This window comes from Herbaspirillum sp. WGmk3 (genome assembly GCF_023952535.1).
Taxonomy (GTDB): Bacteria; Pseudomonadota; Gammaproteobacteria; order Burkholderiales; family Burkholderiaceae_D; genus Herbaspirillum; species Herbaspirillum huttiense.
The window spans coordinates 599,759-616,239 of the sequence record NZ_JAKYWT010000002.1 but is presented as its reverse complement, the minus strand read 5'-3'; the positions used below and the strand labels follow the sequence as shown (position 1 = coordinate 616,239).

13 protein-coding genes are annotated in these 16,481 nt (G+C 63.0%); 12 read left to right on the top strand and 1 reads right to left on the bottom strand.

Translation table 11 applies throughout. From position 1 onward, the window contains the following. The first annotated feature begins 221 nt into the window (after positions 1-221). From nhaA to MKD49_RS08625, 10 genes are all read left to right on the top strand, one after another. Complete coding sequence (gene nhaA / locus MKD49_RS08665; RefSeq protein ID WP_252696088.1) at positions 222-1,418, top strand: Na+/H+ antiporter NhaA; 1,197 nt, start codon at positions 222-224, stop codon at positions 1,416-1,418. Between the two features lie 491 nt (positions 1,419-1,909). Beyond that, entirely contained in the window at positions 1,910-2,035 is a 126-nt protein-coding gene (locus tag MKD49_RS26435) for a hypothetical protein (RefSeq protein WP_255475291.1), read from the top strand. A gap of 426 nt (positions 2,036-2,461) precedes the next feature. After that, positions 2,462-3,406 (top strand): sugar ABC transporter substrate-binding protein, encoded by a 945-nt coding sequence (locus tag MKD49_RS08660; protein ID WP_039788120.1) that lies wholly within the window; start codon positions 2,462-2,464, stop codon positions 3,404-3,406. Positions 3,407-3,497: 91 nt separating this feature from the next. After that, positions 3,498-5,066 carry a sugar ABC transporter ATP-binding protein gene (locus MKD49_RS08655; protein WP_134222354.1) on the top strand — a complete coding sequence of 523 codons (1,569 nt, stop codon included), beginning with the start codon at positions 3,498-3,500 and terminating at the stop codon, positions 5,064-5,066. Positions 5,067-5,117: 51 nt separating this feature from the next. Then, on the top strand, positions 5,118-6,104 hold the full coding sequence (locus MKD49_RS08650) for an ABC transporter permease (protein WP_121040189.1): 987 nt from the start codon (positions 5,118-5,120) through the stop codon (positions 6,102-6,104). Positions 6,105-6,115: 11 nt separating this feature from the next. Continuing rightward, positions 6,116-7,129: a LacI family DNA-binding transcriptional regulator gene (locus tag MKD49_RS08645; RefSeq protein WP_252696087.1), complete on the top strand. Its 1,014-nt coding sequence runs from the start codon at positions 6,116-6,118 to the stop codon at positions 7,127-7,129. A gap of 36 nt (positions 7,130-7,165) precedes the next feature. After that, on the top strand, positions 7,166-8,065 hold the full coding sequence (gene rbsK / locus MKD49_RS08640) for a ribokinase (RefSeq protein ID WP_252696086.1): 900 nt from the start codon (positions 7,166-7,168) through the stop codon (positions 8,063-8,065). Positions 8,066-8,086: 21 nt separating this feature from the next. Then, positions 8,087-8,479 carry a D-ribose pyranase gene (gene rbsD / locus MKD49_RS08635; protein ID WP_252696085.1) on the top strand — a complete coding sequence of 131 codons (393 nt, stop codon included), beginning with the start codon at positions 8,087-8,089 and terminating at the stop codon, positions 8,477-8,479. A 226-nt stretch (positions 8,480-8,705) separates the two neighbouring features. After that, entirely contained in the window at positions 8,706-10,451 is a 1,746-nt protein-coding gene (locus tag MKD49_RS08630) for a methyl-accepting chemotaxis protein (RefSeq protein ID WP_252696084.1), read from the top strand. Positions 10,452-10,637: 186 nt separating this feature from the next. Then, positions 10,638-12,650 (top strand): AsmA family protein, encoded by a 2,013-nt coding sequence (locus tag MKD49_RS08625; RefSeq protein WP_252696083.1) that lies wholly within the window; start codon positions 10,638-10,640, stop codon positions 12,648-12,650. Between the two features lie 12 nt (positions 12,651-12,662). Here MKD49_RS08625 and MKD49_RS08620 read toward each other — a convergent pair whose 3' ends face one another. Next, a complete protein-coding gene (locus MKD49_RS08620; RefSeq protein WP_252696082.1) occupies positions 12,663-13,493 on the bottom strand; it encodes a VOC family protein in 831 nt (276 codons plus the stop codon). 236 nt (positions 13,494-13,729) lie between these two features. Here MKD49_RS08620 and MKD49_RS08615 point away from each other — a divergent pair, with 236 nt between their 5' ends. Continuing rightward, positions 13,730-15,781 carry a response regulator gene (locus tag MKD49_RS08615; RefSeq protein ID WP_134136288.1) on the top strand — a complete coding sequence of 684 codons (2,052 nt, stop codon included), beginning with the start codon at positions 13,730-13,732 and terminating at the stop codon, positions 15,779-15,781. A gap of 286 nt (positions 15,782-16,067) precedes the next feature. Continuing rightward, positions 16,068-16,481, top strand: a complete 414-nt coding sequence (locus tag MKD49_RS08610; RefSeq protein ID WP_252696081.1) for a DUF2306 domain-containing protein — start codon at positions 16,068-16,070, stop codon at positions 16,479-16,481.

The window sequence follows — 16,481 nt, the reverse complement described above, 5'->3', positions numbered from 1 at the left end:
GCGAAAAGATGAAGAGATGCGCACCGCATGCGTGCGCATAGGGCGGTTGAAAATGCCGTCATGAAGGTTTGTGGTGTGGAGGGTCGGGCCGTTCCTGTGGAGAGGGACGGCCCATTTTTTTTGTCCGCGCATCGCGAGCCCCGGGGCCGAAAGTTTGGAGAAAGACCTCGGCCTTTGTTACAGTCAGGCCTTGTTTTGAAGACGACAACAAGGAGCCCGCATTGACCACATCCCCTCATCAGGCCCACGGCGGCAACGCCTTTACCCGCTTCTTCGCGCATGAAGCCGCTGGCGGCATCGTGCTGGCCATCGCTGCGGTGCTGGCGCTGATCATCAGCAACAGCAGCTGGCGAGAAACCTACGAGGCCTTCACCCGCATTCCCGGCAAGGTCGACATCGGTGGTCTTGTGGTCTTGTCCAAGCCGCTGCTGCTGTGGGTGAACGACCTGTGGATGGCGGTGTTCTTCTTCCTGGTCGGTCTGGAAATCAAGCGCGAATTCGTCGAAGGCGAACTGGCCTCACGCAAACAGGCCGTCCTGCCGGCGGCAGCGGCCTTGGGCGGTATGGTGGTGCCGGCGGCGATCTATGCGCTCATCAACCTGGGCGATCCGGTAGCGCTGCGCGGCTGGGCCATTCCGGCGGCGACCGACATCGCCTTTGCGATCGGTATCGTGATGCTGCTGGGGTCGCGGGTTCCGACCTCGCTCAAGGTTTTCCTCACCGCCGTGGCCATCATCGATGACCTGGGCGCCATCGTGGTCATCGCGCTCTTCTATACCGACAACCTCTCACTGGGCATGCTGGCCGGGGCCGGGGTAGGGACGCTGGTCCTGTTGCTGCTCAATCGCAGCGGCGTGCGGCGCGCAGATATCTACATCGTCGTCGGTCTGGTGATCTGGGTGTGTGTGCTCAAGTCGGGCATCCACGCCACGCTGGCCGGGGTGGTCACGGCGCTGGCCATTCCCATGCGCGACGCCGACGACCAGCCGCTGGCGGGTGCCCTGGAGCATGGCTTGCATCCCTGGGTGGCCTTCCTTGTGCTGCCCATGTTTGCCTTCGCCAATGCCGGCGTGTCCTTCCAGGGCATGTCGCTGGGCAACCTGTTTGAGCCGATCCCGCTCGGCATCGCCGGCGGACTGGTACTGGGCAAGACCATCGGTGTCTTCGGTGCAGCCTGGCTGATGATCCGCAGCGGACTGGCCGCAGCACCGGCCGGTGCCAGTACCCGGCAGTTCATCGGCGTCTGCATGCTGTGTGGCATCGGCTTCACCATGAGTCTCTTCATCGGCGGCCTGGCCTTTCAGGGATTGAGTGCGGATTTCGAAGCCAAGCTCAAACTGGGGGTGCTGGGCGGCTCCATCCTGGCGGGCTTGCTGGGCACACTGGTCTTGTGGCGCAAAGAGATATCACCAGCGTGAACATCACGGTGCCCCGCATTTTCCATGCGGCCACTGTGCGTGTTGTCTATCAAAAACCTCATCAATACGCTTGAGACACACGAAAAGTCGCCATTTGGCGACGAAATATCGACTTTCTGTTTTGCGATGCAAAAAATTATATAAAAAATAATTGTTTGCACACCATTAGTGCGATTCCGGCTGGAAATGGGGTCCCGACGGGCTTCCGCTTCCACATGACGAAGTGAATCCCTACGACAACGAAATGTCGACCGGCAGCTCGGCCATGAATTGCTGCTGCGCAGAACAAGCGATTGTTTACATCACCTTTTGGCAGTAGCAAGATACTTGCACGGGCCTGTAACGGCGCGGCGTGGAAGGGCGCCGCTGCTGACACTACTGACAACAGCGTCCGCAGCAAGCCGGGGATATTGTCTTTTTGACATTTTCACCCCTTGGGACGATAAGGCAGGCGAATAACAGCCCGGCCATCAAAAGCAGAGGAGACAAGCATGAAACTGATGGAATTGCTCATGAGCTACGGTAGCCAGGCACTGGTGTGGTATGCGATGTACGTGATCGTGGGGAGCTGTGCCTTCGGAGCTTATGTCTGGCGCCGCACCCATTTCGGTCACTGACCTCCAAACATTCACCCTGACGCACGCCGGAATGAACGCCGGCGCTGCGTGATCGACGCCAGGCGAGGGTACCGGACCAGTGCTGGCCTGAAGCATGCCGCTTCCCATCCCGCGCAAGGGCGTGGACATGGGAGCGGTGCCGTGCTGGTCTCCCGCGCGTATCGTCGACTTGTCATTTGACACCTGAATTTGCCTGCCAGAACGGCGGGGAGCGTCTTGCCGGCGCTCCTCGCCGTTCGCCGTTTCGGCGGTGGAGAAGGGCTGCAGCGGGCTTCCTCACGCAATCTCCAAGGATGAAAAAAAGCTGCACCGCAGCTTTATTTTCTTATTTTGCGGTGCTATTCTCCTTTCCGCGCAAACGTTTGCGCACTTATAACGGCGTCTATCTTCTAGGAAACGCCGGCAACATCAATACTGGAGACCCAGATGAACAAATTCACCCGCCGCCATTTCGCCATCGCCGCCCTGGCATGTGCAGTCCTTCCCGGTGCCGCCATGGCACAGACTCCGGCCAAGCCCAAGGTAGCCCTGGTCATGAAGTCGCTGGCCAACGAGTTCTTCCTGAACATGGAGAACGGTGCCCGCGAATACCAGAAGGCCAACGCCAGCAAGTTCGACCTGATCGCCAACGGCATCAAGGACGAGCAGGACACCGCCAACCAGATCAAGATCGTCGAGCAGATGATCGTCTCCAAGGTCAATGCCCTGGTGATCGCGCCGGCGGATTCCAAGGCCCTGGTGCCGGTGGTCAAGAAGGCCATCGACGCCGGCATCATCGTGGTCAACATCGACAACAAGCTGGACGACGCCGCCCTGAAGGAAAAGGGCATCACCGTGCCGTTCGTGGGCCCCGACAATCGCAAGGGCGCCAAGCTGGCTGGCGACTACCTGGGCAAGCAGCTGCAAAAGGGTGACAAGGTCGCCATCATCGAAGGCGTGTCCACCACCTTCAACGCACAGCAGCGCACACTGGGCTTCCAGGATGCCATGAAGGATGTCGGAGCGAATGTCGTGACCGTGCAGTCGGGCCAGTGGGAAATCGACCAGGGCAACAAGGTCGCCGCGTCGATCCTGAACGCGCATCCGGACATCAAGGCCATCCTGGCCGGCAATGACAACATGGCGCTGGGCGCCGTGGCAGCCATCCGCGCCGCTGGCAAGACCGGCAAGGTGCAACTGGTGGGCTACGACAACATCAACGCCATCAAGCCGATGTTGAAGGATGGCCGCGTACTGGCCACCGTGGACCAGTTCGCCCAGCAGCAAGCCGTCTTCGGCATCGAGACCGCCCTCAAGGCCGTGACCGAGAAGAAGCCGCAAAGCGCCCTGGGTGGCGTGGTTGAGACCAAGGTCTCGCTGGTCACCAAGTAATACCGACGCCCCTGGCGTCTTCTCCGCAAGGTACCTGCGCCCGTGACCGGGCGCAGGTCTTTGCCTCTCCCTCCTTGTGCGCTACAGAACCATGCAGCCCAACGACTCTCCCTCCCAAGCTTCGCCCTTGCTGACCTTGTCCGGCATCGGCAAGAGCTACGCCGCACCGGTGCTCGATGGCATTGACCTGGACCTGCGTCCGGGCCAGGTGCTGGCCTTGACCGGCGAAAACGGCGCCGGCAAGAGCACGCTCTCCAAGATCATCTGCGGCCTGGTCGATGCCAGCGCTGGCGGCATGACGCTGGATGGCCAGCCCTATCAACCGACATCGCGCACGCAGGCTGAAGGCCTGGGCATCCGCATGGTGATGCAGGAACTGAACCTGATCCCCACGCTGTCGATTGCGGAAAACCTGTTCCTGGAAAAACTGCCGCGCCGCTTCGGCTGGATCGACCGCAAGAAGCTGGCCGAGGCCGCTCGCGCCCAGATGGAAGTGGTCGGACTCGGTGAGCTCGACCCGTGGACGCCGGTCGGCGACCTGGGCCTGGGCCACCAGCAGATGGTCGAGATCGCCCGCAACCTGATCGGCAGCTGCCGCTGCCTGATCTTGGATGAACCCACGGCCATGCTGACCAACCGCGAGGTGGAACTGCTGTTCTCGCGCATCGAGCGCCTGCGCGCCGAAGGTGTGGCCATCATCTACATCTCGCACCGGCTGGAAGAATTGAAGCGCATCGCCGATCGCATCGTCGTTCTGCGCGATGGCAAGCTGGTCTGCAATGACGACATCGGCCGCTATTCGACCGAGCAACTGGTACAACTGATGGCCGGTGAATTGACCAAGGTTGACCTCGATGCCGAACATCGCCACATCGGCGCTCCGGTGCTGCGCATTCGTAGCCTCGGGCGTGCTCCAGTCGTGCAGCCGGCCAGCCTGGCGCTGCATGCTGGTGAAGTGCTGGGCATTGCCGGCCTGATCGGCTCCGGCCGGACCGAACTCCTGCGCCTGATCTTTGGCGCAGACCGTGCCGATCAGGGCGAGATCTTCATTGGCGACAGCCAGCAGCCTGCGCGCATCCGCAGTCCCAAGGATGCGGTGAAGGCCGGTATCGCCATGGTCACCGAAGACCGCAAAGGGCAGGGGCTGCTGCTGCCGCAAGCCATCAGCGTCAATACCTCGCTGGCCAATCTGGGCAGCGTGAGCCGCGCCGGCATGCTCGATCACGCGGCCGAGAGCAGCGTGGCGCAGGACTATGTGAAGAAACTGCGCATCCGCAGCGGCAGCGTGGCGCAAGCCGCCGGCGAACTGTCGGGCGGCAACCAGCAGAAGGTGGTGATCGCCCGCTGGCTGTACCGCGATTGCCCCATCATGTTGTTCGATGAACCCACGCGCGGTATCGACATCGGCGCCAAGTCCGATATCTATCGCCTCTTTGCCGAACTGGCGGCGCAGGGCAAGGGCTTGCTGGTGGTCTCCAGCGACCTGCGCGAGCTGATGCAGATCTGTGACCGCATCGCCGTCATGAGCGCAGGCCGCATTGCCGATACCTTCAGCCGCGATGACTGGTCGCAGGAGCGCATCCTGGCGGCCGCCTTCAGCGGTTATGTGGGACGCCAGGAAGCTGCCGCAGCGGCGCACGTGGCCGGCAATACTGCCTGAGTGGCCGCACTCTTCGGCCCGACTATCAACTGCCAAGAATCAACGAGACAGATGCAAACTTCTTCCTCTACCCCCGCCGCCAGCCGGCAAGCGGCCTACCTGGCCGGTTTCAAGAACTACCTGGGCCTGATCGCGGCCTTGCTGGCCATGTGCGTGATGTTCGCCTTCCTGAGCGAGAACTTCCTCAGTGCGGCGACCTTCATCACGCTTTCCAATGACATCCCGCCGCTGGTGGTGATGTCGGTGGGCATGACCTTCATCCTCATCATCGGCGGCATCGACCTCTCGGTCGGCTCGGTGATGGCACTGGCGGCCTCCATGCTGTCCATGGCCATGGTGCGCTGGGGCTGGCCGTTGTACGCTGCGGCCCCGCTGGGCGTGGTGGTGGCGGCGCTGTGCGGCACGCTGACCGGAATGGTCTCGGTGCACTGGCGCATTCCTTCCTTCATCGTCTCGCTGGGTGTGCTGGAGATCGCTCGTGGCCTGGCTTACCAGGTCACCAACTCGCGCACCGAATACATCGGCAGCGCGGTGGACGTGATCAGCTCGCCGATTCTGTTCGGCATGTCGCCGGCCTTCCTGTCGGCCATCGCCATCGTGATCATCGCCCAACTGGTGCTGACCCGCACCGTGCTGGGCCGCTACTGGATCGGCATCGGCACCAATGAAGAAGCGGTGCGCCTGTCCGGCGTGAATCCCAATCCCAGCAAGATCCTGGCCTTCGCCCTGATGGGCGCGCTGGCCGGTATCGCGGCGCTGTTCCAGGTCTCGCGCCTGGAAGCGGCCGATCCCAACGGCGGCGTGGGCATGGAGCTGCAAGTCATCGCGGCGGTCGTCATCGGCGGCACCAGCCTGATGGGTGGCCGGGGTTCCATCGTCAGCACCTTCATCGGCGTATTGATCATCTCGGTGCTGGAAGCGGGCCTGGCCCAGGTTGGCGTGAGCGAGCCGATGAAGCGCATCATCACCGGCGCCGTCATCGTGGTCGCCGTGATCCTGGATACCTATCGCCGTCGCGGCCAACGCCACGCCCGCTGAGCGAATTCGCCATGGCCACCATCAAGGATGTCGCCAGGCTGGCCGGGGTGTCCTACACCACGGTCTCGCATGTGCTCAACCAGACGCGCCCGGTCAGCAGCGACGCCCGTGAGCGCGTGCTGGCCGCCGTCAAGGAACTGGACTACGTGCCCAGCGCACTGGCGCGGTCATTGCGCAGCAAGGTCACGGGCAGTATCGGCCTGATCATTCCCAACAACACCAACCCGTACTTTTCGGAGCTGGCGCGCGGAATCGAAGACCACTGTTATGGCGCCGGCTACAGCGTCATCCTCTGCAATTCCGACGATGATCCCGACAAGCAGCGCGACTACCTGCAAGTCCTGCAGACCAAGCGCTGCGATGGCCTCATCATCGCCACCCTGAACCAGGCCGATCTCAATCCGGCGGGCAGGCTCGATATTCCGACGGTCCTGCTGGACCGTGCGCCCAAGGAGCTGGACATCGATCTGGTCAGCACCGACAACGCGCTCGGCGGCAGCCTGGCGGCGCGCCATCTGCTGGACTTGCAGCGCCGCCACGTGGCTTGCATCGCCGGGCCGGGTGGTCTGGAACTATCGGACGAGCGCGTGCAGGGCTTCCGCCAGGCCCTGCAGGCGGGCGGCCTGGCGCTGGCCGACGGCGACCTGCTGCATGCCGACTTCAGCGGCATCGGCGGTTATCAGGCTGCGATGCAATTGCTGCAGGGACGAGCGCAAGGCGCACGGCCGGATGCCATCTTCTGCTGCAATGACATGATGGCCATCGGCGTGTTGCGCGCAGCCGGTGAATTGCAGATCGAGGTGCCGGGCGAATTGTCGGTGGTGGGTTTCGACGATATCGAACTGGCGCAATTCGTCCATCCGCCCCTGACCACGGTGGCACAAAATACCCGCAAGCTGGGCAACCTGACGGCACAGTTCCTGCTGGAACGCATCGCCGACCCCAGCCTGCCGGCGCGCCGCGAGACGGTGGCGCCGCAACTCCAGCTGCGCGGCTCGACCGGCCCGCGCCGGAACCCGACCTGAACAAGAAACACTTCAACAGAGCACGAGAGAACACACATGATCGTCATCATCGGCAGCGTCAACATGGACCTGGTCCTGCGCGTCCCGCGCATGCCCTTGCCGGGCGAAACCCTGGCTGGCGACAAATTCATGACCATCCCCGGCGGCAAGGGTGCCAACCAGGCCGTGGCTTGCGCCCGCCTGGCCGCACCTGGTACTTCGGTGGCCATGGTAGCCTGCGTGGGCGACGATGCCTTCGGTGGCCAGATGCGCCAGTCGATCACCGCCTGCGGCATCGATGACCGTTACATTGACGAAGTCGCGGGCGAAGCCACCGGTATTGCCTCCATCATGGTCGACGCCAATGCCCAGAACAGCATCGTCATCGCCGCCGGTGCCAATGGCCGTCTGGACGTGGAGCGCATCGAACGCGCGCGCCCCGTGATCGAACAGGCTTCCATCATGCTGCTGCAACTGGAAGTGCCGATGGAGACCGTCATCCACAGCATCGAACTGGCTCACGCCCTGGGCAAGACCGTAGTACTCAATCCCGCACCGGCACAAGCCTTGCCCCGTGCACTGCTGCAAAAGATCGATTACCTGATCCTCAACGAAATCGAAGCCGCCATGTTGGCCGAGGAACAATCCGAGGACATCCCGCTGCTGGCGCAGAAGTTGCACGATCTGGGCGCGCGCAACGTGGTGGTGACGCTGGGCGAGAAGGGCGTCTACGGCTCCTTCGCCGACGGCCAGCAGCGCCATCTGCCGGCGCGCAAGGTACAGGCGATCGACACCACGGCGGCAGGCGACACTTTCATCGGCGGTTTCATCGGTGCCATTGCGCAGGGCCGCGATCAGTTCGACGCCATCGCCTATGCCCAGGCGGCGGCCGCCCTGAGCGTGACCCGCGTCGGTGCCCAGACCTCCATTCCCACGCGCGACGAAGTCGTGCTCTGATCGCTTATCTTTCTGATTGCCATGAAAAAGACTGCTCTGCTCAACGCTGCCATTTCCCAGGTCATCGCCACCATGGGGCATGGCGATACGCTGGTCATCGGGGACGTCGGTTTGCCTGCCCCCGCAGGTGTCCCCGTGATCGATCTGGCGGTGACCCGCGGCGTGCCGGACTTCATGACGGTACTCAAGACGGTGCTCACGGAATTGCAGGTGGAATTCCACGTCGTGGCCGATGAAATGCAGACCGTCAGCCCTGCCTTGGCTGCACAGATTGCGGCGCTGGACCTGCCGCAATCGCGTGCCCTCTCGCATGAGGCCTTCAAGCAGGCAACCGCCGCTGCCAAGGCCTACATCCGCACCGGGGAATGCACCCCTTACGCCAATATCATCCTCGGCGCTGGCGTGGTGTTCTGAGCAAGAGATTTACAAACAAACACATTTATACATCTAGTTGTGTGATGACTTTGCGACACTTGCTGAAATAGTGTCGCGCAACGGTTGTACGATGGGTTGCCTTGGCGCATCATGCGGGCTCCAGAATAAAAATACAGAGGAGCTTGTTTCCCTGTTCGATAACAAGAAGCTGGATCTTCGAGGACTGGAAGAGACAGACAATAAATGAACAGCATAGGGAACCAGCATGTTTGGATATTTCGGGAATCTCAAGGTCGGCGCGCGCCTGGCGATCGTGTTTGCTTTTATCGTGGCCTTGCTGGCCGTGGTGAGCATCACCGCCTTCATCAAGATCAACAACATCAATCGTGCGATCGACCAGATCGTCAATGACCGCTACCTGAAGGTGCGCTGGGCATTCGACCTGCGTGACGGCGTCAACGAGCAGATCAAGTACCTGCGTGGGATGGCCATCGACATCGGCAATCCGGCCGCCAATGAAAAGCGCATCGGCCAGCTGGACGTTGCGGTCCGCGCCAGCAAGGAAGCCCTGGACAAGATCACGGCGCGCCAGGTGACTGCAGTAGGCCAGAAGAAGGCCAAGGCGCTGGATGATGCGCGCCAGCTCTTCGAGACCAGCCGGACGCAGTTCCTGGCGTTGATACGGGCAGGCCAGGGCGATGCCGCCGACGAATTCGTCCTGCGCAAGATTACCGACAGCCAGAACGCCTATCTTTCCCTCGCCACCGCCTTCGCCGATTCCCAGGACAGTCAGCTGCGTGCTGAAGGTGCGCAGGCCGTCGCTGACGGCGCACTGGCGATCCAGGTCACCCTGGCTTGCTCGGCGGTCGCCGTGCTGGCCGCGATCCTGCTGGGGTATTTGATGGTACGTTCCATCGTCAAGCCGCTCAACGAGGCCGTCCGCGTGGCCGAGAACGTCGCTGCCGGTGACCTGACCACGCGCATCGAACCGCATTCCAGAGATGAGACGGGCCAGCTGATGGCGGCCCTGCGCAAGATGAACGACAACCTGGTCGACATCGTCTCCGGTGTGCGTCGCAGTACCGACTCGATTGCCACCGCCTCGGGAGAAATCGCCAGCGGCAACATGGACCTGTCGTCGCGCACCGAGCAGCAAGCCGGTTCGCTGGAAGAAACCGCATCGGCCATGGAAGAGATGACCTCCACCGTGCGCCAGAACGCCGACAATGCCCGCCAAGCCAACCAACTGGCTGCCACGGCCTCCGAGGTGGCCTTGCAAGGCGGTGAAATCGTCGGCCGCGTGGTAACCACGATGGAAGAAATCAACCAGTCTTCGCGCAAGATCGTCGACATCATCGGTGTCATCGACGGCATCGCCTTCCAGACCAACATCCTCGCTCTGAACGCTGCCGTGGAAGCGGCGCGCGCGGGCGAGCAGGGCCGCGGCTTTGCGGTGGTGGCTTCTGAAGTGCGCTCGCTGGCGCAGCGTTCGGCGGCCGCAGCCAAGGAAATCAAGGGCCTTATCAGCGATTCCGTCGCCAAGGTGGAGGGCGGCAGCCTGCTGGTGGCCGAAGCCGGCCACACCATGGAGCAGGTGGTCAGCAGCGTGCGCAGCGTTACCGACATCGTCGGCGAGATTTCGGCCGCCAGTGTCGAGCAGAGTACCGGGATTGAGGAAATCAACCGGGCAGTGGGCCAGATGGATGAAAGCACCCAGCAAAATGCTGCCCTGGTCGAACAGGCCGCTGCCGCTGCGGGAGCCCTGCAGGACCAGGCCGCCAACCTGGCCACCGCGATCAGCATCTTCAAGCTGGCGCAAGGCCCGCAGGTGACCGTGGCAGCGCCTGCCAAGCCGGCAGCACCTGTCCGGCCTCCGGTCCGGCCGCCAGTTCTGGCCCCGAAGGCAGCGGCCGTCCCGGTTCTCCGTGCGCCTGCCGTGGCGGTCCCGGCGTCCACACCCGCGAGCAAGTCCGCAGCGCGCGCTGACGAAGACCTCTGGGAAACCTTCTGAGCGGTTCCTGACGGTGCTGCCCTCCGCGCTGCCGCTACTCTGACAAGCAGGTGGCGCAGCCTCCTATAGCCTTGGCGCGTCCGCCAGCTGATACTGTTGCGTTTGCAGAACGCAGATCAGTCGATGGCCAGCGGCCAGGGAGGAAGGGGAAACATGCGAGAGGGCGGGGAGACGGCAATCACCATCATGATGAGGCGGGGTTTCAGGTTCCTGACCTGGGTGGCCCTGACGCTGGTCGCATTGATGGCCACGCTCGCGCTGGCCGTTGCCCTGTTCGACTGGAACCTGGCCAAGCCCTGGATCACGCGCCAGCTCTCTGCTGTGCTGGCGCGCGAGATTCGTGTCGATGGCCCCATCACGCTGGGGTGGTCGCTGGCTCCTGCGCACAAGGACGGCAGCAGCCCCTGGCTCCCCCAACTGCATTTCACTGCACGCGAACTGCACATCGGCAATCCCGATTGGGCCCGCAGTGCCGACCACCTGCTGCGCGCCCGCACGCTGGATCTGCACTTTTCTCCCTTGCCGCTGCTGCGCTGGCATTGGCACATTACCGACCTGCGCGTCGAAGGCCTGGACCTGGTCATGGAACGCGCCGATGAGCGTCGCAAGAGCTGGCGCTTTTCCGACCAGCCACGTTCACGCTGGAGTTTCGACATTCATCAGATCGTCTTCGAGCGCGCACAGATCCGTTATGTCGACCAGCCGCTGAACATGGATCTGCACTTCGATGTTCGACCGCTGGTCAGTTCGGCTAACCAGGCCGCGGAGGTACGCCAGGCAGAAGGCGCTGCCAGTGTCGGCCCTGCCAACCCATCGGCCATGCTGTTGCAGGCCGCGATCACCGGGCGCTTTGGAGATGCCAGCATTCAGGGCAATCTGCGCGGCGGAGCCTTGCCCGATCTCCTCAATGAAGACAGTATTTATCCCTTGCAGGCCGAAGGTGAGGTTGGCGAAGTCCATACGGCGTTATCGGGCAAACTCATCAATCCTCATCAATTGACCCGTGCCGAACTGCAGTTGCAACTCAGCGGCGACAGCCTCAACCGGCTTTACGCCGCCAGCGGTGTCCCGCTTCCCGCCACGCGGCCCTTCACGACCCAAGGTCAGCTCAGCATCACCCGCCTCGATACCGAGACCCGCGCCTGGGACTGGCACTATGCGCACTTCACCGGAAAGGTCGGTGACAGTGATTTCTCCGGCGATGCGCAGTACTACCGCGGCCCCCCCAAGAATCGCTTGCGCGTGACGGCGGAGGCGGGCCTGCTGCGCCTGTCCGACTACGTTCCCGATGCAGGGAAAAAATCCGGCGCGCATCCGGACAAGACCGACACCCGCGTTCTTCCCGATCAGCCTGCCAAACCACAGCGCTGGGCCAAGCTGGATGCCGAGATCGCCTTGCATGCAAAACGCGTGCAGTTGCATCCGGACATCGCCCTGCAGGACGCCAGCACCACGCTGCGCCTGCAAGACCAGGTGCTGACCGCCGCGCCACTGCACTTTGCTCTGGCCGGTGGCAAGGGAGAAGGAGAGATACGCCTGGACGGACGCCAGACCGATATCGGCGCGAAGCTGCAACTGCAAGTGCAGGGTGTGCAGGTGCGTGAACTGTTCCCGCGTCTGGCCCGCATCGATGCCAGCTTCGGCAAGGTCGATGGCCGCGCCACGCTGACTGGTAGCGGCAATTCGGTCGCAGCCATGCTGGCCCATGCCAATGGCGAAATCAAGGCGGACCTCAGCCAGGGCACCATCAGTCAATTCATTCTGGAAGCGGCCGGCCTGAACCTGGCCAATGCAGTGTTCGCCAAGCTGTATCGGGACCAGCAGGTCAAGCTGCTGTGTGGTGCCGCCGATGTTGGCATCAAGGACGGACTGGCGCAGGTGCGTCATGGCATTCTCAATACCGAGGATGCCGCCATCGACATCAGCGGCCAGGTTGATCTGGCCAAGGAAACCCTCTCGCTGGACGTGGTCCCGCGCACCAAGCAGGTTCGCATCCTGTCGCTGCGTACGCCCTTGTATGTACGTGGCACGTTCGCAAAACCGGACATCGGTGCCAGCAAGGGTGCACTGGCCGCGCGGGCTGGTGCGGCCGCTGCGCTGGCGCTGGTGGCGCCGGTGGCCGCAGTGATTCCATTGATTACGCCGGGACAGAAGATTCCCGACGACTGCGCGCCGCATGCCGCTGCGGCACCCTCTTGAAAGGATTACGTTTCAGTCGGTGAATTCGAAGACCGCATCAAAATCGGGCAGGGCCACCAGCACCCGTTGCGCATCCTGCTGCAACGGCAATCCGAGGGAGCGCGCACCTGCGGCGACAATGGCCCGGTCCGCCCCGAAGAAATGCAGCATGGCAAAGGCCGCCGGCCGCGAGGGAGCATGCTCGGCCAACGTGTCGAGACGTGAAGCGAGGGCAGGAGCATTCAGGAACTCCAGCTGGAAGCCGTCTTCCCACTGGCCCAGCCGTGCATAGGAAAGGCGGGTCGCCTGAGGATCGCGATCCACCACGACCATGCTGGCAACACCGCGCGCACCATTGGCGTGGGCCATCCACTGCGGACGCCAGACCAGTTCGGGCGTGAAGTGATGGCAGGCATAGACGCGTCCGGCGGCGAACTGGCCGGGAATCAGGCGGACCGTGGAGAAGCGCGCATCGATGGCCACCCCGTCCACTTCCACCGGCCGCGAGAAGTGCTGCACCGGTTGCACGGCCAGCCCCAGCGCCTGCCAGGCATCGTGGCAGGCGGGAACGTCATCGACGGCATAGACCAGGCCATCGAGGCCGAGCGGACTGTCGAGGATTTCCTGGCGGACTTTTTCGCTCTCCCGGGGCTGGCCGATCAGCTCCAGGTAACCGCCTTCGAACATGACCAGATGGTTCACCGAGCCCAACGTATGATGGCCGCGCGGTGTCAGCGTAAAACCGAGCGCATGCAGTTGCGCGTGGGCACGATCGATCTGGTAGTGGGTATTGAGGACCACGTGATCCAGCCGGGCAGGAATATTTTGCGAGGACGGGAGCGTTTTGGAGGAAGCGGTAGTCATAAAAGCCAATCAACAAGAAAGAGCGCGCCAACCAGCAGCGGGCTGCCATTGTAAGGGCAGCCACATGGACTGTCATGGCGGGGGGATTTGTCCGGGAAACTGGCCGCAGGGTCAGGGATTCCATTACTATGCCGACAAGCTCTACCGTAACGACGCAAGCGTGGTGGCGGAGGACGCTCAATCAGAACAGTGCGACGAGGAAGGGCGTAATCTTGGATCAGCAAGCGGCAACGGCAATGGAAAGCAATTCTCCTTTGAGCAGAGCGTATCGGCACGCCTTGCTGGAGGCGATCGATGACGGTTTCTGCATCATCGAATTCATCGATGGTCCGCATGGACCGCTCAGTGACTACGTCCACATCGAAGCCAATTCGGGCTATTACCGGCATACCGGCATCGAGGGCATTGTCGGCAAACGCCTGCGCGAGATCGAGCCGGACAATGCCCAGGTCTGGCTGGATGTCTATGGCCAGGTCCTGCTGACCGGCCAGCCGCTGCGTTTCGAACAGGAATTCCAGGCCGTGGGCCGGCACATCGAAGTCTCGGCCACGCGCGTCGGGCCGGTGGAGATGCGGCAGGTCTCGGTGCTGTTCCGCGACATTACCGTACGCCGCCGTACCGAAGCCGCTCTGCGCGAGAACGTCCAGCGCGTGCAGCTGGCCATGGAGGCCGGGGCCATCATCGGTACCTGGATCTGGGACATCCCCTCCGACCGGTTCAGCGTGGATGACGGTTTTGCGGCCGCCTTCGGCGTTCCCCCTGAGAAGGGCCTGGCTGGCCTGAAGCTGGAAGACCTCATGCAGTCAGTGCATCCGGACGACCGTGATCTGCTTTCCACCCGCATCCGCGAAGCCCTGGCGCGTGGCGGTGCCTATGCCCACCAATACCGCACGCGCCGCCGCGACGGCCGCTACTACTGGCTGGAAGCCAATGGCCGCGTGGAGTTGACCTCGGACGGCCATGCCAGCACCTTCCCCGGTGTGCTGATCGACATCGAAGGGCGGCGCGCCGTCGAAGCCGAACGCGATCGCGCACTGGCTGCGCTGCGCGCCCTCAACGACACGCTTGAACAACGTGTGCAGGAACGCACCACTGCCTTGCTGGAAGCCGAGGAAGCCCTGCGCCAGGCGCAGAAGATGGAAGCGGTGGGCCAGCTCACCGGCGGCCTGGCACATGACTTCAACAACATCCTGGCCGGCATCAGCGGCAGCCTGGAACTGATGAAAGTGCGGCTGGCCCAGGGCCGCATCTCGGACATCGAGCGCCACCTCAATGGCGCGCAATCTGCCGTCAAGCGTGCGGCTTCATTGACGCAGCGGCTGCTGGCCTTCTCGCGCCGGCAGACGCTGGATCCGAAATCAGCCGACCTGAACCGCATTGTGGCTGACATGCACGAACTGATAGGCCGCAGCGTGGGCCCGGCGATCACGGTGGAAACCATCGCGGCAGGTGGCTTGTGGAACACCTTCGTGGACGTCGGCCAGCTGGAAAACGCCTTGCTCAATCTGTGCATCAATGCGCGCGACGCCATGCCGCACGGCGGGCGGCTGACCATTGAAACCGCCAACCGCTGGCTGGACGACATTGCCGCCATGCAGCGCGGTGTGCCGCCGGGCCAGTACGTGTCGCTGTGCGTGAGCGATACCGGCACCGGCATGTCGCCGGATGTGGTGGCACGCGCCTTTGATCCTTTCTTCACCACCAAGCCGACCGGGCAGGGCACGGGGCTGGGGCTGTCCATGGTGTATGGTTTTGCCGGCCAGTCGGGCGGTGCGGTGCGCATTTATTCAGAACTGGGTCAGGGCGCGACGCTCTGCATCTACCTGCCACGCCACCTGGGCGAAGCCGGGGAAGAGGACCTGCCGTTGCCGGACGACGGCTCTGCGGCGGCAGCGCCTGGCAGCAAGACCATTCTGGTGGTCGATGACGAACCGCTGGTGCGCATGGTGACGGTGGAGGTCCTGAGCGATCTGGGCTACAGCGTGCTGGAGGCGGAAGATGGTCCCTCGGCCTTGCGCGTCTTGGCCGCTTATCCCGAGCTGGATTTGCTGGTCACCGACGTCGGGCTTCCCAATGGCATGAACGGCCGCCAGCTGGCCGATGCCATCCGCGCACCGCGGCCCGAATTGCCGGTGCTGTTCGTGACCGGCTATGCCGAGAATGCGGTGCTCAATCATGGTCATCTTGAACGCGGGATGCAGGTCTTGACCAAGCCGTTTGCGGCCGATGTACTGGCGCGCAGGGTCAGGGAGCTGGTGGGGGAGGAGAGTTCGGATCGCAGCGGGTGATACGGCAGCGGGGGTGCCTCCGGCGGCCCGGGTCGGGTGCCCGAGTGGTTCGTCGTGTTTCCGACCCCGACGTGCTTGCTCCGCCACCACCGCTGAGGACGGCCCATCCCTCGCGTAGGTGGTCGGGGTATTGCGGCAAGTGTTGATCGGACTTGGGCGGCCTTGACGACACTAATTCGCCTTGCCGCTGCACTCTGCGGCATCCCATCTGCATTTCGTCGCATCCCGCTATCGTCCTGCCAGCAGCCTCAGCAGAATCGCTCCACCGATTCGCTGAAAGCCTGCCATGTCCCTCACACCTCTCATCGCACTCCATTTGAGCGTCGCACTCGCTGCGGTCGTCATTGGACCCTTCGCCTTCTGGGCCCGGCTCGGCCGCACGGTGCGGCCACGATGGCACCGCGTCCTGGGCTATGCCTGGTTCAGCTGCATGGCCGTTACCGTCCTTTCGGCGCTCTTCATCCGTTCGCATGACCTGCCCAACATCGCGGGCTATACGCCGCTGCATCTGCTGGTGCCAGCTACGGCCTTCCTGCTCTACCGCGGGCTCTCGGCGGTGATGCGTGGTGATATCGCACTGCATCGGCGCACCATGCAGCGGGTCTACATCGGTGCTTGCCTGGTGGCGGGGGTCTTCACGTTGCTGCCGTCACGCTATCTCGGCCAACTGATTTGGGGGCAATGGCTGGGTTGGCTTTGA